The sequence below is a fragment of the Paraburkholderia dipogonis genome (genome assembly GCF_042680985.1).
In the GTDB taxonomy this organism is placed as follows: Bacteria; Pseudomonadota; Gammaproteobacteria; order Burkholderiales; family Burkholderiaceae; genus Paraburkholderia; species Paraburkholderia phytofirmans.
On the sequence record NZ_JBHUFR010000023.1, the window covers coordinates 1 to 17720 of the forward strand.

Annotated in this window: 15 protein-coding genes; 12 read left to right on the forward strand and 3 right to left on the reverse strand. The window is 61.8% G+C overall.

The window, feature by feature from the left end; genetic code table 11:
• Together ACFSNN_RS28555 and ACFSNN_RS28560 are read left to right on the forward strand one after the other, a co-directional pair.
• A partial coding sequence (locus ACFSNN_RS28555) for a YadA family autotransporter adhesin (protein ID WP_377779201.1) occupies positions 1 to 2468 on the forward strand: 2468 nt, incomplete at its 5' end.
• Between the two features lie 126 nt (positions 2469 to 2594).
• On the forward strand, positions 2595 to 3350 hold the full coding sequence (locus ACFSNN_RS28560) for an OmpA family protein (RefSeq protein ID WP_134457821.1): 756 nt from the start codon (positions 2595 to 2597) through the stop codon (positions 3348 to 3350).
• Between the two features lie 71 nt (positions 3351 to 3421).
• On the opposite strand, the gene ACFSNN_RS28565 is transcribed toward ACFSNN_RS28560, so the two are convergent.
• Positions 3422 to 4267: a MurR/RpiR family transcriptional regulator gene (locus ACFSNN_RS28565; RefSeq protein ID WP_012434326.1), complete on the reverse strand. Its 846-nt coding sequence runs from the start codon at positions 4265 to 4267 to the stop codon at positions 3422 to 3424.
• Between the two features lie 294 nt (positions 4268 to 4561).
• Between ACFSNN_RS28565 and edd the strand changes: the two genes are divergently transcribed.
• The 4 genes from edd to ACFSNN_RS28585 all read left to right on the forward strand — a co-directional run bounded on the left by edd (position 4562) and on the right by ACFSNN_RS28585 (position 9296).
• Entirely contained in the window at positions 4562 to 6466 is a 1905-nt protein-coding gene (gene edd / locus ACFSNN_RS28570) for a phosphogluconate dehydratase (RefSeq protein ID WP_134457822.1), read from the forward strand.
• 25 nt (positions 6467 to 6491) lie between these two features.
• Positions 6492 to 7133 carry a bifunctional 4-hydroxy-2-oxoglutarate aldolase/2-dehydro-3-deoxy-phosphogluconate aldolase gene (eda, locus tag ACFSNN_RS28575; RefSeq protein WP_106284003.1) on the forward strand — a complete coding sequence of 214 codons (642 nt, stop codon included), beginning with the start codon at positions 6492 to 6494 and terminating at the stop codon, positions 7131 to 7133.
• Positions 7134 to 7390: 257 nt separating this feature from the next.
• On the forward strand, positions 7391 to 8788 hold the full coding sequence (locus ACFSNN_RS28580; RefSeq protein WP_134457823.1) for a GntT/GntP/DsdX family permease: 1398 nt from the start codon (positions 7391 to 7393) through the stop codon (positions 8786 to 8788).
• Positions 8789 to 8798: 10 nt separating this feature from the next.
• Positions 8799 to 9296 carry a gluconokinase gene (locus ACFSNN_RS28585; RefSeq protein WP_134457824.1) on the forward strand — a complete coding sequence of 166 codons (498 nt, stop codon included), beginning with the start codon at positions 8799 to 8801 and terminating at the stop codon, positions 9294 to 9296.
• A gap of 90 nt (positions 9297 to 9386) precedes the next feature.
• Here the strand turns inward: ACFSNN_RS28585 and purB are convergent, their stop codons facing one another.
• Both purB and ACFSNN_RS28595 read right to left on the reverse strand, forming a co-directional pair.
• Complete coding sequence (purB, locus tag ACFSNN_RS28590; protein ID WP_134457825.1) at positions 9387 to 10775, reverse strand: adenylosuccinate lyase; 1389 nt, start codon at positions 10773 to 10775, stop codon at positions 9387 to 9389.
• Between the two features lie 129 nt (positions 10776 to 10904).
• Positions 10905 to 11657: a glycosyltransferase family 2 protein gene (locus ACFSNN_RS28595; protein ID WP_134457826.1), complete on the reverse strand. Its 753-nt coding sequence runs from the start codon at positions 11655 to 11657 to the stop codon at positions 10905 to 10907.
• A gap of 237 nt (positions 11658 to 11894) precedes the next feature.
• On the opposite strand from ACFSNN_RS28595, the gene ACFSNN_RS28600 reads away from it, so the two are divergent.
• The 6 genes from ACFSNN_RS28600 to ACFSNN_RS28625 all read left to right on the forward strand — a co-directional run bounded on the left by ACFSNN_RS28600 (position 11895) and on the right by ACFSNN_RS28625 (position 17706).
• Positions 11895 to 12851, forward strand: a complete 957-nt coding sequence (locus ACFSNN_RS28600) for a LysR family transcriptional regulator (RefSeq protein ID WP_106311103.1) — start codon at positions 11895 to 11897, stop codon at positions 12849 to 12851.
• A 139-nt stretch (positions 12852 to 12990) separates the two neighbouring features.
• Positions 12991 to 14304: a Glu/Leu/Phe/Val family dehydrogenase gene (locus tag ACFSNN_RS28605; protein ID WP_134457827.1), complete on the forward strand. Its 1314-nt coding sequence runs from the start codon at positions 12991 to 12993 to the stop codon at positions 14302 to 14304.
• A gap of 286 nt (positions 14305 to 14590) precedes the next feature.
• The gene (locus ACFSNN_RS28610) at positions 14591 to 15484 is read left to right on the forward strand and encodes a glutamate/aspartate ABC transporter substrate-binding protein (RefSeq protein ID WP_134457828.1); all 894 of its coding nucleotides are present in this window, start codon (positions 14591 to 14593) and stop codon (positions 15482 to 15484) included.
• Between the two features lie 82 nt (positions 15485 to 15566).
• Complete coding sequence (locus tag ACFSNN_RS28615; protein ID WP_134457829.1) at positions 15567 to 16307, forward strand: amino acid ABC transporter permease; 741 nt, start codon at positions 15567 to 15569, stop codon at positions 16305 to 16307.
• Positions 16307 to 16984 carry a glutamate/aspartate ABC transporter permease GltK gene (gltK, locus tag ACFSNN_RS28620; protein WP_106284012.1) on the forward strand — a complete coding sequence of 226 codons (678 nt, stop codon included), beginning with the start codon at positions 16307 to 16309 and terminating at the stop codon, positions 16982 to 16984. Before ACFSNN_RS28615 ends, gltK begins: the two co-directional genes overlap by 1 nt.
• Complete coding sequence (locus ACFSNN_RS28625) at positions 16981 to 17706, forward strand: amino acid ABC transporter ATP-binding protein (protein ID WP_012434314.1); 726 nt, start codon at positions 16981 to 16983, stop codon at positions 17704 to 17706. The genes gltK and ACFSNN_RS28625 overlap by 4 nt, the downstream gene beginning before the upstream one ends.
• The last annotated feature ends 14 nt before the right edge of the window (positions 17707 to 17720 follow it).

Sequence of the window (17720 nt, forward strand, 5' to 3'; positions counted from 1 at the left end):
GCGGCACGGCAATCTCGGCCGCGACGGCAGCCGGTGGTGAAGTGTCGGTTGGCGCGGCGGGCAAGGAGCGTCGCATCACGAATGTGGCAGCGGGCCTGAACGCGACCGATGCAGTGAACGTGAGCCAGCTGCAGTCGGAAGACGCGAAGGTGAATAACGTCTCGAACAACGTGTCGAACCTGAGCACCACCGTCAACAACATCGTCATCAACGGTGGCGGCATCAAGTATTTCCACGCGAACTCGACGCTGGCGGACTCGTCGGCAACGGGCACGGACGCAGTGGCGATCGGTGGCAACGCATCGGCGACGGCAGTGAACTCGGTGGCACTCGGTTCGAACTCGACGACGACGGCAAACCTGTCGGCAGCAGGCTACAACCCGGGCAGCAGCACGTTGTCGGGTACAGCTTCAGCAGCGAACGGCGAAGTGTCGATGGGTTCGGCAGGCAAGGAACGCCGCATCACGAACGTGGCAGCCGGCTCGGCCGCTACAGATGCAGTGAACGTGAGCCAGTTGCAGTCGGAAGATGCGAAGGTGAATAACGTCAGCAACAACGTGAGCAACATCGCGGGCAATGTCACCAACATCAGCAACACGGTGAACAACATCACCAACGGTGGCGGCATCAAGTATTTCCACGCGAACTCGACGCTGGCGGACTCGTCGGCAACGGGCACGAACAGCCTCGCGGCTGGTCCGGCAGCAGTGGCAAGCGCAACCAACGCAGTCGCACTGGGCAACGGCGCGAATGCAGGTAACGCTGGCGCAGTCGCACTGGGCGCAGGCTCGACCACCACGACGGCGGTGACGACAAGCGGCACGACGATCGGCGGTATCACCTACACATTCGCTGGCTCGGCTCCGACGAGCACGGTGAGCGTGGGCTCGGTGGGCAACGAGCGGACGATCACGAACGTCGCGGCTGGCCGTCTCAGCGCAACGAGCACGGATGCGGTCAACGGAAGCGAACTGTTTGCAACCAATCAGCAGGTGACGCAGAACACCGCGGACATTTCCAACCTGACGAACAACATGAACAACGGTTCGGTGGGTCTGGTGCAGCAGGACGCGGCCACACGCAACATCACTGTTGCGAAGGACACCGACGGTGCGGCGGTGGACTTCACGGGCAAGGCAGGCACGCGCAAACTGACCGGCGTGTCGGCCGGTGACGTGAACGCGACGAGCGTGGATGCGGTGAACGGTTCGCAACTGTACGCGTTGGCCAGCTCGACGGCCGATGCCATGGGCGGCGGTTCGACGGTGAACCCAGACGGGACGATCACGCCTCCGTCGTACGTAGTGGATGGCACCACTGTCAACAATGTAGGTGACGCGATCACCAACCTTGATGGCCGTGTGACGCAGAACACCACTGACATCACCAACATCAACAACACGCTCAATAACATCAGCAGCGGTGCTGGTGTCAGGTACTTCCACGCCAATTCGAACCTGGCTGATTCGCAGGCAACGGGCATGGAATCGGTGGCGATCGGCGGTAACGCCCAGTCGCTGGCGGCGAACTCGGTTGCATTGGGTTCGAATTCGGTGGCTGACCGCAGCAACACGTTGTCGGTCGGTTCGGCGGGTAACGAACGCCAGATCACCAACGTGGCGGCTGGTACGGCGGATACGGATGCGGTGAACGTCGCGCAGTTGAAGGCCTCGGGTGTGATCAATCCGGATGGCACGACCAACGCTGCCGTGACGTATGACCGCAAGGCGGACGGTACGACCAACTACAACAGCGTCACGATGGGTAACGGCGCTGCAGGCGGTACGACGATCCACAACGTGGCAGCAGGCACGGCCGGTGACGACGCAGTCAACGTCAACCAGATGAACGCGGCGATCTCCACCGTCACGAACATTGTCACCGCGGCGAGCAACCCGATGTTCGCAGCAGCCGGCAACCGTGACACGGAAGCAGCAGTCGCCAGCGGCACGCATTCCACGGCGATGGGTGCGAACGCGAAGGCGACGGGGGCCAACTCGGTGGCACTGGGTGCGGGTTCGGTGGCGGACCGTGACAACACGGTGTCGGTGGGCTCGGCGGGTAGCGAACGCCAGGTCACCAACGTGGCAGCCGGTACGGCAACGACCGACGCAGTCAACGTCGGCCAGTTGAACGACGCAATCGGCTCGTCGCTCGGCAATCTGCCGGCCGGCATGACGGCAAAGGACTACACCGATAAGCAGATCAATTCGGTGCAGAACAGCGTCAGCCAGGTCGCGAAGAGCGCCTACGCAGGTATCGCAGCAGCTACCGCGCTGACGATGATTCCGGATGTCGATCAAGGCAAGACGTTCGCGGTCGGCGTCGGCGGCGGCACGTACAAGGGTTCGCAGGCTGTCGCGCTCGGCGTGTCAGCACGTATCACCGAGAACCTGAAGATGAAGGCCGGTGCGGGTACGAGCTCGCAAGGCACGACGGTGGGCCTTGGTGCTTCGTACCAGTGGTAAGTGGCGTGGCGGACGAGGCGCAAGCCTCGTCCTGGCAGCCGAGTCTGCTCTGACTTAAATGCAAGCGCACCCTTGTTCGCAAAGCACGCGGCAAGGGCGCCGCTTCAATTGACTGAATCCGTGAAAATGAACGTAACTCTTTTCAAATCCTTGCGCGCGCCGTTGCTCGGCGCGTTTGTGACATTCCTTGCTGCATGTACCGCGCAGTCGGGGGCGACTTATACGCTTCGCACGATCAGCGTGCCGAATCAGCAGGCGCCGATCTACCGGGTGAGTTGCTCAGGACTCTTCGAAAGCTCGCAGAACTGTGTGCGGGTCGCTGAGGAAACCTGTAAAGCCCAGCCTGTGACGTGGATGCAAGCAGTCGATCGCGTAAGCGACGGCGCGCCGAAGAAAGATCCGCGCGAATTGACCTTCATGTGTGGCAAGCCGGTCGTGCAACAGCCGACCCCGCAGCCGGTTGCGCAACAGCCTGCTCCGCAGGGAGCGCCGCAACAACCGGCCCTGCAGCCGCAAGCAAAGCCGGTGGTTCCGCAGGTTCGTCTACTGCTGCAAGGCAACGCCAACTTCGCCACTGACAGCGCGGCGCTTAGCTCGGTTGCAAAGGAAAACCTCGACCGCTTCATGAACGTGAACCAGGGCGTCAACCTGCATCGCGTCACGGTGATGGGTTATACCGATAAGACGGGTTCGGAAGCGCATAACCTGAAACTGTCGCAAGCGCGCGCTGCGGCTGTCGTGCAATATCTGCGAGACGGCGGTCTCCACGCCGATCAGTTCGTCGCGCGTGGTCTCGGCAGCGCTGATCCGGTGGCGCCGAATGCGACGGCCGAAGGCCGCATGCAGAACCGCCGCGTCGACGTCCGCGTGTTCGCCGAGTAAGCAGCGACACGCATCGTTTGATGTTCGACCCAAAGGCCTGCCATCGCGCAGGCCTTTTTACCCACACCACTTCAACCTTCGCCGTCGATCCTCAGCCGGCCGATCACCCCTTTCGCCTGCCCGACCCGCTCCACCAGTTCAGGCCCGCGCTTGAGCGCGACGCCCACCGCGAGAATATCGCCGATTGCCAGATGCGACATGCGCGATGTCATTGGCGAAAACACATCGTTTTCTTCGACCACGTTCGAGAACAGACAAATCGACGCGACACGCGCAAGCGGTGAACTGCCATGCGTGATGGCGATCACCTTCGCGCCGCGAGCGAGCGCGGAACGCGCCGCTTCGATGATGTCGCGGGTCCGGCCGGTATTCGATACCGTGACGACGACATCGCCGGGGCCAAGCAGCGCCGCCGACATCGAGTAAGTATGCGGATCGGAGTACGCGACGCTCGGCATGCCGAGCCGAAAAAACTTGTGCTGGATATCCTGCGCGGCGATGCCCGATCCGCCCGCCCCATAGAATTCGATACGTGCCGCGTTCGCGAGCAACTCAACGGCCGCTTCCACGCTATCCGGCGACAGGCTATTGCGCACCTCGATCAGCGTGCCGATGGTCCGATCAAACACTTTGGCGATCAGTCCAGGCGCGCCTTCATCCGGCCGCACATCCCGATAGACGGTCGGCACGCCCGACGCAATCCCCTGCGCCAGCCGGATCTTGAACTCGCGGAACCCCGAAAACCCGAGCGCGTGACAAAACCGCGCGATGGTCGGTTGGCTCACGCCCGCACGGGCGGCCACTTCCGTCATCGACAGATCGAGCACCTCGCGCGGCGCCTCGATCACGTAGTCGGCGAGTTTGCGCTCGGAGGGCCGCAACTGCTCGCGCATCTCTTCCACCTGAGACAGCATCATCGGAAAACTCGCACTATGCTGAAGAATGCGTGGACTATATACCGATTGCCGGAAAGGTACAAAAACTACATATCGCCTCGTAGGTGTAATCCCTAGGTTTTGCGTGAAACCTGTGAAGTCAAAGCCCATGGGGATTCCGGGCAGTTTGATTATGCGGCAGCGCAGCAGCAATGAACATTGCGATCGTGTAGTTTTTCTACTAAGATGGCGTCGTCAACTGATTCGACATCCCCGCGATACCTACCTGGCACAGTGCGCATACGCATCTCTTCAGCCAGCGACGAAGGAGCTCCGATGGTTTCCCCGCATTCGCAATTGTTGAAGGTCACGCAACGTGTTGTCGAGCGCAGCAAGCCGACGCGTGAGGCGTATCTCGCCCGCATCCACCAGGCGCAGGGCAAGTTTCCGGCGCGCGGTGCGCTTTCCTGCGCCAATCTCGCTCACGGTTTCGCCGGCCTCGAGGGCAACGACAAGCTCGTCATCAAGCAGATCCGCGAGCCGAACATTGGCATCGTGTCCTCGTACAACGAAATGCTGTCGGCCCATGCGCCGTACAAAAACTACCCGGACATCATCAAGCAGGCCGCACGTGAAAACGGCGGCGTCGCGCAATTCGCGGGCGGTGTGCCGGCCATGTGCGACGGCGTCACGCAAGGCAATGCCGGCATGGAACTGTCGCTGTTCTCGCGCGAAGTCATCGCGATGAGCACGGCGGTCGCGCTCACGCACAACATGTTCGACGCGGCGCTGTGTCTCGGCATCTGCGACAAGATCGTGCCGGGCCTGCTGATCGGCGCGCTGCAGTTCGGCCACATCCCGACCATCTTCGTGCCGGCCGGCCCGATGGGCAGTGGCCTGTCCAACGACGACAAAGCCAAGACGCGTCAGCTCTTCGCGACCGGTCAGTGCGACCGCGGCGCGTTGCTCGAAGCGGAAGCCGCCGCGTATCACAGCCATGGCACCTGCACGTTCTACGGCACCGCGAACAGCAACCAGATGCTGATGGAAGTGATGGGCCTGCATCTGCCGAGTTCGGCTTTCGTGCATCCGCATACGCCGCTGCGCGACGCGCTGACCGCGCAAGCCGCGCGCCGTGTGCTCGATCTGACGGTGGAACGCGGTAACTACATGCCGATCGGCCACGTGGTCGATGAAAAAGCGATCGTCAACGGCATCGTCGCCTTGCTGGCGACGGGCGGCTCGACCAACCACACGCTGCACCTGGTCGCGATTGCACGCGCGGCGGGCATCGTGATCGATTGGGATGACTTCGACACGCTGTCGCAAGCCGTGCCGCTGCTCGCGAAGATTTATCCGAACGGCAAGGCCGACGTGAACCACTTCCACGCGGCCGGCGGCGTGGCCTTCCTGGTGCGCAATCTGCTGGAAGGCGGCTTGCTGCACGAAGACGTGAACACAGTCGCTGGCAAGGGCCTGAAGCACTACACCGAAGAGCCGAAGCTGATCGACGGCAAGCTGCAATGGGTGCCGGGCGCGCAAGCCAGCGAAGACACGGCGGTGCTGCGCGGCATCAAGGAACCGTTCCAGCCGGACGGCGGTTTGCGTCTGATGCAAGGCAAGCTCGGCCGCGGCGTGATCAAGATTTCGGCGGTCGCGGCGCAGCATCGCAAGGTGAAGGCGCCGGCGATCGTGTTCGATTCGCAGGAAGCCGTGCAGGAAGCATTCGACAAAGGCGAGCTGAAGCGCGACTTCATCGCCGTGGTGCGCTTCCAGGGCGCGCGGGCAAACGGCATGCCTGAGCTGCATCGTTTGACGCCGCTGCTCGGTGTGTTGCAGGATCAAGGTTTCCACGTTGCACTGGTCACGGACGGCCGCATGTCCGGCGCGTCGGGCAAGGTGCCGGCGGTGATTCATCTGTCGCCGGAAGCGTTGCTGCAAGGGCCGATCGGCAAGGTGCGCACCGGCGACATGCTGGTGATCGACGCCGAAGCCGGTGTGCTCGACATCGAGATCGACGCAGCCGAGTGGGCAGCCCGGCCTAACGCCGTGCCGCAGCATCAGGCGGAAAACGAAGTCGGCTTTGGCCGCGAACTGTTCGGTGTATTCCGTGCGGCGGCGGCGCCGGCGGAGCAGGGTGCGTCGGTATTCGGCGCGATGGTGGGCGAGCGTTCGGCGCATCACGGCGAAGCAGCCAAAGCTCACACGGCAAAACACACAAGCACCACTCACGCCAGCTAAGCGCTGCAGAACAAGGAGTCTGACTATGACGTCGAAAACAGTAAGCGATATCGTGCGCCTCGGCCCGGTGATTCCGGTGCTCGCGTTCGACTCTGTCGAACAGGGTGAGCACGTGTCGCGCGCGCTGCACGCGGGCGGCGTGAAGGTGCTGGAAATCACTTTGCGCACCGCAGCAGGCCTCGAAGCGATCGAACGCGCGAGCCAGTTGGCCGAAGATATCGTGGTCGGTGTCGGCACGATTACAAAGCCGGAGCATTGCGCTCAGGCCAAGAAGGCGGGCGCGCAGTTCGGCGTCTCCCCTGGCCTGACGAGAGACATGCACAAGGCCGCGCAGGATGCGGGCTTGCCGCTGCTGCCGGGCGTGATGACGCCCTCGGACATCATCGCGGCGCTGGAACTCGGCTATGAGATCGTGAAGTTTTTCCCGGCGCAGCAAGCCGGCGGCGTGCCGATGCTGCAAGCGTTCCACGGCCCGTTCCCGAATCTGAAGTTCTGCCCGACCGGCGGCATCACGGCGGAAACCGCGACGCATTTCCTGTCGCTGCCGAACGTGGTGTGCGTGGGCGGCTCGTGGCTCACGCCGAAAGCCGCGCTCGCCGCGCAAAACTGGGACGAAGTCACGCGTCTGGCGCGTGCCGCGAGCCAGTTGGCGGCGCCGGCTCACTAAGTTCAAGCCGCGCGCTCGTTAACCCTTTATCAGGTCCGACACAAAGGAGCCTCGTCGATACAGCTGTTCCGGCTGTCCTGGCGAGGCTCCTTTGCGATATGCGCGCAGAATTGGCGCACGTTTGCAGATAACAAACAGTAAAATTCAGCGTCCGCGCGGTCAGCCCGGTTTCAAGGTGCCGCACAGGTCGCCGTGAGACACGGTGCTGGCTGTGTTCCGCACGCACTGAAATCAATAACGCAAAAAGGAGGGGCTTCATGGAAGCTGTCCACGGCAGCACGCTGCTGGTCTTCGCGGTGATCGCCATCGCATTGCTGATCCTGCTGATCACACGCTACAAGGTCTATCCGTTCCTCGTTCTGATCATCGTGTCGCTGCTGCTGGGTCTTGCATCCGGCATGCCGATGGCGACCATCGTCAAATCGTTCGAAACAGGTAATGGCAATACCCTTGGGCATATCGCCATCGTGGTCGGTCTCGGCACGATGCTCGGCAAGATGATGGCCGAATCGGGCGGCGCCGAGCGCATCGCCACCACGTTGATCAACTTCTTCGGCGAAAAGAACATCCACTGGGCGATGATGATCGTGGCGATCATCGTCGGCTTGCCGGTGTTCTTCGAAGTCGGGTTTGTGCTGCTGATTCCGATCGCGTTCAACGTCGCGAAGCGCACCAACAAGTCGTTGCTGCTGGTCGGCTTGCCGATGGTCGCGGGTCTGTCCGTCGTGCACGGCCTGCTTCCGCCGCATCCGGCCGCGATGCTCGCGGTGCAGGCGTATCACGCGGATATCGGCAGGACTATCGCTTATGGGCTGATCGTCGGTGTGCCGACCGCGATCGTCGCGGGTCCGCTGTTCGCGTTGATGATCAGCCGCTATATCAAGCTGCCGAAAGAGAACGCGCTCGCCGCGCAATTCCTCGGTCACGGCGACGAAACCAAAAACGGCGCGCAGAACGCAGCGCAAAACGCAGCACCTAAGCGCGAACTGCCGAGCTTCGGCATCACGCTGCTCACGATTCTGCTGCCGGTGATTCTGATGTTGATCGGAAGCTGGGCCGATCTCTTCACCACGCCGAAAACCTTGCCGAACGATCTGCTGCATTTCGCCGGCAATTCGGACGTCGCGCTGCTGATCGCGGTGCTGGTGAGCTTCTGGACTTTCGGTGCGAGCCGCGGTTTCACTCGCGAGCAGATTCAGAAATTCTGCGGCGACTGTCTGGCGCCGATCGCGGGCATCACGCTGATCGTCGGCGCGGGCGGCGGTTTCGGGCGCGTGCTGATGGATAGTGGCATTTCGAAGGAAATCGTCAATGTGGCAACGGCCATGCATCTGTCGCCGCTATTGTTCGGCTGGCTGGTGGCCGCGTTGATTCGTCTGGCCACGGGTTCGGCGACGGTCGCCATGACCACCGCGTGCGGCATCGTCGCGCCGATCGCTTCGGCTAGCGGCGTGCATGTCGAGCCGGAGCTGCTGGTGCTCGCCACCGGTTCGGGCTCGCTGATCTTCTCGCACGTGAACGACGGCGGTTTCTGGCTGATCAAGGAATACTTCGGTATGACAGTGGGGCAGACCTTCAAGACATGGTCGCTCCTCGAAACCATCATTTCGCTGATGGGCTTGGGTTTGACCTTCGCACTCGCGGCGGTCGTGTAAGGAGTTTTTGATGATTCTGATCGCAATGGGCGTGTCGGGCGCCGGCAAGACGAGAATTGGCGAAATGCTGGCGGAACGCCTGCATTGCGCGTTCACCGATGGCGACGCGTTTCACAGCGCCGCCAACAAGGAGAAAATGCACCACGGCATTCCGCTTACCGACGAAGACCGGTGGCCGTGGCTGCAAACCATCCGCGTGGCGATCGTCGAGAAGCAGAAGGCGGGCGAAACGGCGGTGTTCACGTGCTCTTCGCTGAAACGCTCGTACCGCGACGTTTTGCGCGACGGCGACAGGGACGTGTGCTTCGTGTATCTGAAGGGCTCGCGTGAAGTGCTGGAGCAGCGGCTAACCACGCGCACCGGGCATTTCTTCGATCCGTCGCTGCTGCAAAGCCAGCTCGACACACTCGAAGAGCCGGGCGCGGACGAAGCGATCACGGTGAGCATCGAGCTGTCGCCGGAAGAGATCGTCGTTGAAGTGCTGAAGCAGGTCGAAGCGCGTCAGTGAGTTTGTTTCGCTGCTGCAAATAAAAAACCGCTCCATGGAGCGGTTTTTTTACGCCTCGACTTTGACGAGGCAATCAGCAATCGAGACCGCTCAAGCGATCCGCTTGGCCAATTCGACGGCCTTGCCGATATACGAACCCGGCGTCATCGCGAGCAAGCGGTCTTTCGCATCCTGCGGAATCGCGAGGCCGTTGACGAACGTTTGCAGCGCTTCACGCGTGATGCCCTTGCCGCGCGTCAGTTCCTTCAACTGCTCGTACGGATTCTCGATGCCGTAACGGCGCATTACCGTTTGCACCGGCTCGGCCAGCACTTCCCAGCAATTGTCGAGGTCTTCGTTCAGACGCTGCGCGTTCACTTCGAGCTTGTCCAGGCCGCGAATCAGCGAGTCGTACGCGAGCAGCGAGTAACCGAACGCGACGCCGATATTGCGCAGCACCGTCGAATCGGTCAGGTCGCGCTGCCAGCGCGAGACCGGCAGCTTGTCGGCGAGATGGCGCAGCGTGGCGTTAGCCAGGCCGAGATTGCCTTCCGAGTTTTCGAAGTCGATCGGGTTGACCTTGTGCGGCATGGTCGACGAACCGATTTCGCCGGCCTTGGTGCGCTGCTTGAAGTAACCGACCGAGATGTAGCCCCACACGTCGCGGTCCAGATCCAGCAGGATCGTGTTGGCGCGCGAGACCGCGTCGAACAGTTCGGCCATGTAGTCGTGCGGCTCGATCTGGATCGTGTACGGATTGAACGTGAGCTTCAGGCGTTGCTCGACCACTTCGCGCGAGAACGCTTCCCAGTCGAACTCCGGATAGGCCGACAGGTGCGCGTTGAAGTTGCCGACCGCGCCGTTCATCTTGCCGAGCAGTTCGACCTTGGCGATACGATCGATCGCGCGTTCCAGGCGGGCCGCGACGTTGGCGAGTTCCTTGCCGAGCGTGGTCGGGCTAGCCGGCTGGCCGTGCGTGCGCGACAGCATCGGCTGTTCGGCGTGCGCGTGGGCCAGAGCGACGAGACGCTGATGCACCGAGCGCAGCGCCGGCAGAATCACGTGTTCGCGGGCGCCCGCGAGCATCAGGCCGTGCGACGTGTTGTTGATGTCTTCCGACGTGCAGGCGAAGTGAATGAACTCGCTCGCGCGCTCCAGTTCCGCCTGACCCTTCACCGATTCCTTCAGCCAGTACTCGACCGCTTTCACGTCGTGATTCGTCACGCGCTCGATTTCCTTGATGCGCGCGGCGTCGTGCGCGGTGAAGCGCTCGGCCAGCTGCAGCAGGAATTGCTCGGACGCTTCGGAAAAGCGCGGCACTTCGGCGAAACCGGCGCGCGAGAGCGCGATCAGCCAATGGATTTCGACCGTCACGCGATTGCGCATGAAAGCGGCTTCCGAGAGCCAGTCGCGCAGGGCTTCGGTTTTCGAGGCGTAGCGGCCGTCGAGCGGGGAGAGCGCGTTCAGCGCGAACAGGGTGTCGGGGCGGGTGTCGGACATGATGGGGGCGTGGCGCAAGGATGAAAACGCGGAGGAAACTGCGGGAACCGCGAATTTTACCACCGGACGCTGACCGGCCTGATTTCGATGCGGCGCCACGCGGCGCCGGCATAACGGGCCGCGCAGCGGCTAGCCAGGGTAACCGTCGTAGCCGGGAAACAGGGTAGGCAGCGTGAACGACGGCATCGAGTAGCGCGAAAAACAGCGCGAGGTGGACGCGGGATGCACCAGATGCAGGCAGCTCGCCTGCGGATCGTCCACCGCGATCACATTGCGACCCGCTTCGACTACGCGCCGGATGAAGCTCTCGTCGTCGCACAGGTCGATGTCGTCGAAGGCTGAGATCGCGGCAAGCGCTTTGTCGTACACATAAGAGAAGCCGTAGAACAGGATGAAGTCCGCGCCGATCTGCATTTTCTCGTGGAATTCGATGGGGCTGACCGAGCGGCCGCTCAGCTCGTAATGCAGGCCCACTTTCGCGTTCAGGTCCATGTAGCCGAAGAATTGCGTGTGCGGCGCGTACATGAAGAAGCCCGACAGCTTGATGAGGTCCGCGCGGTTCTCCTGCATCGTTTTGACCATGTGGGCGAGGTAGTGCGGCGCGTAGTGGTCGTCATCGTCGAAATGGGCGATCACCGAACCGCGCGCTTCCGCGATCAGCGCATTGCGCTTGGCGCCGATCGACATGCGCGAGGCGCAATGAAAGTAGCGAATGCGCGTGTCCTGCAAGGCCAGCGCCTGCAAGTACGCGCTCGGCTCGGGGCTATCGTCGAGCACCAGCCATTCCCAGTCGACTTGCTGGCGAACCACGCAACGCGCAATGGCCGGCAGGAAGCGCTCGCGGTTGGCCGTCGGCGTGATGATGGAGACGAGTGGGGGCATGGCGGGTCTCGCGCGTGGAAAGGCGCGTTGTCAAAGAGAGTTGATGGAGGGCGCGGCGCGTTGGCCGCCGAGGTGTGCGCGCAGCAAGATAGCGGCTCGCGGCCAGCCTGCGCCATCGGCGCAATCCGATTTCCTTGTGAAGGGTTATCACGCGTTCTCGCGCACGGCCGTGCGCGCCGCTTTCACGGCACCCACTAGAATGCTGACTTCCTCTCTCCCGTCGGCAGCAGGCCCCGCATGGAACTGAAATGGCTCGAAGACTTCGTTTCGCTCGCGGAAACGCGTAGTTTCAGCCGCTCGGCTGAATTGCGCCACGTCACGCAGCCGGCATTCTCCCGGCGGATTCAGGCGCTCGAAGCATGGCTCGGCACGGAGCTGATCGACCGCTCGGTCTATCCGACGCGGCTCACGGCGGCCGGCCAGGTGTTCAACGAGCAGGCGCTCGCGATGCTCTCGCAGTTCCACGAAGCGCGCGCGCTGCTGCGCGGCCACACGGCGACGCCGCAGGCGACCATCGAGTTCGCCGTGCCGCACACGTTGTCGCTGACGTACTTCCCACGCTGGCTGCAGCGGATCGAAGCGCATCTGGGTCCGATCCACACGCGTCTGCGAGCCCTGAACGTGCACGACGCGGCGTTGTCGCTGGTGGAAGGCGGCTGCGATCTGATGATGGGCTATCATCATCCCAGCCATCCGGTCGCGCTCGATCCGGGCCGCTACGACATGCTGACGCTCGGCAACGAACCAATCAGTCCGTTTTCGGCACCGGGCCGCGCCGGCCGGCCGCGTCACACGTTGCCGGGCACGGGCGAGGCGCCCACGCCTTACCTGTCGTACACGCCGAACGCCTATCTGGGACGCATGACCGAAGTGATCCTGGCCAATGCGCCGGAGCGCCTGTACCTCGACCGCCTCTACGAAACCGATATGGCCGAGGGACTCAAGGCGATGGCGCTGGCCGGGCACGGCATCGCCTTCCTGCCGCACAGCGCGGTGGAAGACGCGGTCGCCGACGGCAAGCTGATCCGCCTCGACCGCGCCACGCGCGGTACGCCGGAAGGCCAGCTCACGTTGACCATGGAGATTCGTCTCTATCGCGACAAGCTCGCGGCGAAGAGCGATGACGCGCGGCAAATTCTCGCGCGTCAATTGTGGGAAGTGGTGTCGGAGGAACTGGCGCAAGGCACGGCCTGAAAATCCTGCCTCCCGACGACACCAAGTTGCGGCTTCTCAATGGTTATGCAAAAAAAACATAATCGGATAAGGAAACGGCATTGGATTTCAAAACGGCGTTTTTCGACAATGCTGTCATTCGTTCAACGCCGGAGCGTTCATGTCATCCCAGCAACAAGCAGTCCAATCCGCATCAACGTTGCAGTCGGTTCCTTCCTACCTGAATAAAGACGACCTCGGTCCGTGGGGCAACTACCTGCGTCAGGTCGATCGCGTCGCGCCGTATCTCGGCTCCCTGTCCCGCTGGCTCGAAACCCTGAAGCGCCCGAAGCGCATTCTGATCGTCGACGTGCCTATCGAACTCGATAACGGCACGGTCGCTCACTTCGAAGGCTATCGCGTGCAGCACAATGTGTCGCGCGGTCCGGGCAAGGGCGGTGTGCGCTACCACCAGGACGTGACGTTGTCGGAAGTGATGGCCCTGTCGGCGTGGATGTCGGTGAAGAACGCGGCCGTGAATGTGCCGTACGGCGGTGCGAAGGGCGGCATCCGTGTCGATCCGCGCACCTTGTCGCGTGGTGAGCTGGAGCGCGTGACGCGCCGCTACACCAGCGAAATCGGCATCATCATCGGACCGAATACCGACATTCCCGCGCCGGACGTGAACACGAACGAGCAGATCATGGCGTGGATGATGGACACGTACTCCATGAACCAGGGCCAAACGGCCACCGGCGTCGTGACGGGCAAGCCGATCACGCTGGGCGGTTCGCTCGGCCGCCGCGAGGCGACGGGCCGTGGCGTGTTCGTGACGGCTTCGGAAGCAGCACGCCGTATCGGCGTCGACATCGAAGGCGCACGCATTGCGGTTCAAGGTTTTGGCAACGTCGGCGGCATCGCGGCGCGTCTGTTCCAGGAAGCCGGTTCGAAGCTGGTCGCGGTGCAGGATCACACCGGCTCGCTGTACAAGTCGACCGGTATCGACGCGGTCGCACTCCTCGAACACGTGGCCAGAACGGGCGGCGTGGGTGGTTTCCCCGAAGCCGATTCGGTGACGAACGAGGAATTCTGGACCGTCGAATCGGACATCCTGATCCCGGCGGCGCTGGAAAACCAGATCACCGAAAAGAACGCCAGCAAGATCAAGACGAAGATCGTCGTGGAAGGCGCCAACGGCCCGACCACCACCGCGGCGGACGACATCCTGCACGATCGCGGCATCCTCGTGATTCCGGACGTGGTGGCCAACGCCGGCGGCGTGACCGTGTCGTACTTCGAATGGGTGCAGGACTTCTCGAGCTTCTTCTGGACGGAAGACGAGATCAACCAGCGCCTCGAGCGCGTGATGCGTGAAGCGTTTGCCGCAGTGTGGCAAGTGTCGAGCGAGCAGAAGGTGTCCGTGCGGACGGCGGCGTTTATCGTCGCGTGTAAGCGGATCCTGGAAGCGCGTGAACTGCGCGGCCTGTATCCCTGATCTTTCGGCTTCTTCCCGCTCCTTTTCCGCTTCGAACGGCGCTTCCGCTACCCTGCGGATTCGCCGCGAATCCTAGCTTCAGCGCGGTCCACAAGACGGCGTGTTCGACCCGGCGGGCGGCATCGTATCGATGCCGCCCGCCTTTGCATATGCAAAAAAGGTTGACCGGCCGGCCCGAAGCGCCGCAAACCAGTAGCGGCGCACACGCAACAACATGGTTTATAGCGATACTTTCAGAATAATTACTTTGCTAAACTGGCGCCGGTTCTTGCCAAGGAGATCACACATGAAGGTTAAAAAAGCTGCGCTGCTGCTCGCGACTCTCGGACTGTTTACGGTTGGCGCGCATGCGCAAGACGCTGGTACGCTGAAAAAGATCAAGGACACGGGTGTCATTTCGCTGGGTCATCGCGAATCGTCGATCCCGTTTTCGTATTACGACGACAAGCAGAACGTTATCGGCTACTCGCAGGAATTCGCTCTGAAGGTCGTTGAGGCAGTGAAGCAGAAGCTGAACATGCCGAACCTGAAGGTGAAGCTCACGCCGGTCACGTCGCAAAACCGTATTCCGCTGGTGCAAAACGGCACCGTCGACATGGAATGCGGCTCGACCACGAACAATGCTGAACGCCAGCAACAGGCTGCTTTCTCGAACACGATCTTTGTGATCGGCACGCGCCTGATGACCAAGAAAGACTCCGGCATCAAGGACTGGGCGGACCTGAAGGGCAAGACGGTCGTCACGACCGCCGGCACCACGTCCGAGCGCCTGCTTCGCAAGATGAACCAGGACAAGAGCATGGGCATGAACATCATCAGCGCGAAGGACCACGGCGAGTCGTTCCTGACGCTCTCCACGGGCCGCGCCGCTGCCTTCATGATGGACGACGCGCTGCTCGCGGGCGAGCGCGCCAAGTCGAACAATCCGGGCGATTTCGTGATTGTCGGCACGCCGCAATCGCATGAAGCGTACGGCTGCATGATTCGCAAGAACGATCCGGAATTCAAGAAGGTGGTGGACGACGCGATCGCCAAGGTCGAAACCTCGGGCGAAGCCGATGCGATCTACAAGAAGTGGTTCGAATCGCCGATTCCGCCGAAGGGCCTGAACCTGAACTTCCCGGAAAGCGACGACATGAAGGCGCTCTACAAGAGCCCGAATGACAAGGCAATCGATTAAACCTTAGCTGTTTTTTTGAAACGCTGAACGAGACGGAAGGGGCCACGCGCTTCTTCCGTTTCTTTTTGCTGGAGTCTTGGTCATGTCATATCACTGGAACTGGGGCATTCTGCTGAGTCCCGTCTCCACCGGCGAGCCGACCACTTATCTGGGCTGGCTGCTGTCGGGCTTCTGGGTGACGATTACCGTGTCGCTGTCGGCGTGGGTGATCGCGCTGATCGTCGGTTCGTTGTTCGGCGTGCTGCGCACGGTGCCGAACAAATGGGCGTCGGGCATCGGCACGCTGTATGTCGCGATTTTCCGCAACATCCCGCTGATCGTGCAGTTCTTCATCTGGTATCTGGTGATACCGGAGTTGCTGCCCGCCTCCATGGGCAACTGGTTCAAGCAACTGCCGCCCAGCGCACAGTTTTTCTCCTCGTCGATCATCTGTCTCGGGCTTTTCACGGCTGCGCGCGTGTGCGAGCAGGTGCGCTCGGGTATCAACGCGCTGCCGAAGGGGCAGCGCGCCGCGGGCCTGGCCATGGGTTTCACGCAATGGCAGACGTACCGCTATGTGCTGCTGCCGGTCGCGTACCGGATCATCGTGCCGCCGCTTACGTCCGAGTTTCTGAATATCTTCAAGAATTCGGCGGTGGCGTCGACGATCGGCCTGCTGGACCTGTCCGCTCAAGCGCGCCAACTGGTCGACTACACGTCGCAGACCTATGAGTCGTTCATCGCGGTCACGCTGGCGTACATGCTGCTCAATCTGGTCGTGATGCAGCTCATGCGCTGGGTCGAAGCCAAGACCCGGTTGCCCGGCTATATCGGAGGCAAGTAATGCACCATTTCGACTGGAGCGGTATTCCGGGCGCATTGCCTACGTTGTGGACCGGCGCTATCGTCACGCTCAAGATCACGCTGATCGCGATCGTGTTCGGCATCGTCTGGGGCACCATTCTCGCCATGTTGCGGCTGTCGTCGTTCAAACCCTTCGAGTGGTTCGCGAAGGGCTACGTGACGATCTTCCGCTCCATCCCGCTGGTGATGGTGCTGCTGTGGTTCTTCCTGATCGTGCCGCAGGTGCTGCAAAACGTGCTCGGTTTGTCGCCGGATATCGACATTCGCCTCGCGTCGGCCATGGTCGCGTTCTCGCTTTTCGAGGCGGCTTACTATTCGGAGATCATCCGCGCCGGCATTCAGTCGGTGGCACGCGGGCAGGTCAACGCGTCGTTCGCGCTCGGCATGACGTACGCACAGTCCATGCGTCTGATCGTGTTGCCGCAGGCGTTCCGCGCCATGGTCCCGCTGCTGCTCACGCAAGGTATCGTGCTGTTTCAGGATACGTCGCTCGTCTACGTGATCAGCCTCGCCGACTTCTTCCGCACGGCCACGAATATTGGCGACCGTGACGGTACGAATGTCGAGATGGTACTGTTCGCGGGCGCGTGTTATTTCGTGATCTGTGTGGTCGCGTCGAGCCTCGTCAAAGGTCTTCAGAAAAAGGTCGCAAGATGATCTCTATCAAGAATGTTTCGAAGTGGTACGGCCAGTTTCAAGTGCTGACCGACTGCACGACGGAAGTCAAAAAGGGTGAAGTGGTGGTGGTGTGCGGGCCGTCGGGCTCGGGCAAGTCCACGCTGATCAAAACCGTCAACGGCCTCGAGCCGTTCCAGAAGGGCGAGATCGTCATCAACGGGCAGTCGCTCACCGACAAGAAAACCAATTTGTCGAAGCTGCGGGCCAAGGTCGGCATGGTGTTCCAGCACTTCGAGCTGTTCCCGCATCTGTCGATCGTGCAGAACCTCACGCTTGCGCAGGTGAAGGTGCTCGGCCGTTCGAACGACGAAGCCACGGCGAAAGGGTTGAAGCTGCTCGATCGCGTCGGCCTGCGTGCGCATGCGGACAAGTTTCCGGGGCAATTGTCGGGCGGTCAGCAACAGCGCGTGGCGATTGCGCGCGCGTTGTCGATGGATCCGATCGCCATGCTGTTCGACGAGCCGACCTCGGCTCTCGATCCGGAAATGATCAACGAAGTGCTCGACGTGATGGTCGAACTCGCGCAGGAAGGCATGACCATGATGTGCGTGACGCACGAAATGGGTTTCGCGAAGAAGGTCGCGCACCGCGTGATCTTCATGGACAAGGGCTTGATCGTGGAAGACGACCGCAAGGAAGACTTCTTCGCGAATCCGAAGTCGGATCGCGCGAAGGACTTTCTGGCGAAGATTCTGCACTGAGTTTGTTGTGGCGT

Coding starts and splice junctions, on each gene's coding strand:
- ACFSNN_RS28560 (WP_134457821.1), top strand. CDS start 2,595: ATGAACGTAACTCTTTTCAAATCCTTGCGCGCGCCGTTGCTCGGCGCG.
- ACFSNN_RS28565 (WP_012434326.1), bottom strand. CDS start 4,267: ATGATGCTGTCTCAGGTGGAAGAGATGCGCGAGCAGTTGCGGCCCTCC.
- edd (WP_134457822.1), top strand. CDS start 4,562: ATGGTTTCCCCGCATTCGCAATTGTTGAAGGTCACGCAACGTGTTGTC.
- eda (WP_106284003.1), top strand. CDS start 6,492: ATGACGTCGAAAACAGTAAGCGATATCGTGCGCCTCGGCCCGGTGATT.
- ACFSNN_RS28580 (WP_134457823.1), top strand. CDS start 7,391: ATGGAAGCTGTCCACGGCAGCACGCTGCTGGTCTTCGCGGTGATCGCC.
- ACFSNN_RS28585 (WP_134457824.1), top strand. CDS start 8,799: ATGATTCTGATCGCAATGGGCGTGTCGGGCGCCGGCAAGACGAGAATT.
- purB (WP_134457825.1), bottom strand. CDS start 10,775: ATGTCCGACACCCGCCCCGACACCCTGTTCGCGCTGAACGCGCTCTCC.
- ACFSNN_RS28595 (WP_134457826.1), bottom strand. CDS start 11,657: ATGCCCCCACTCGTCTCCATCATCACGCCGACGGCCAACCGCGAGCGC.
- ACFSNN_RS28600 (WP_106311103.1), top strand. CDS start 11,895: ATGGAACTGAAATGGCTCGAAGACTTCGTTTCGCTCGCGGAAACGCGT.
- ACFSNN_RS28605 (WP_134457827.1), top strand. CDS start 12,991: ATGTCATCCCAGCAACAAGCAGTCCAATCCGCATCAACGTTGCAGTCG.
- ACFSNN_RS28610 (WP_134457828.1), top strand. CDS start 14,591: ATGAAGGTTAAAAAAGCTGCGCTGCTGCTCGCGACTCTCGGACTGTTT.
- ACFSNN_RS28615 (WP_134457829.1), top strand. CDS start 15,567: ATGTCATATCACTGGAACTGGGGCATTCTGCTGAGTCCCGTCTCCACC.
- gltK (WP_106284012.1), top strand. CDS start 16,307: ATGCACCATTTCGACTGGAGCGGTATTCCGGGCGCATTGCCTACGTTG.
- ACFSNN_RS28625 (WP_012434314.1), top strand. CDS start 16,981: ATGATCTCTATCAAGAATGTTTCGAAGTGGTACGGCCAGTTTCAAGTG.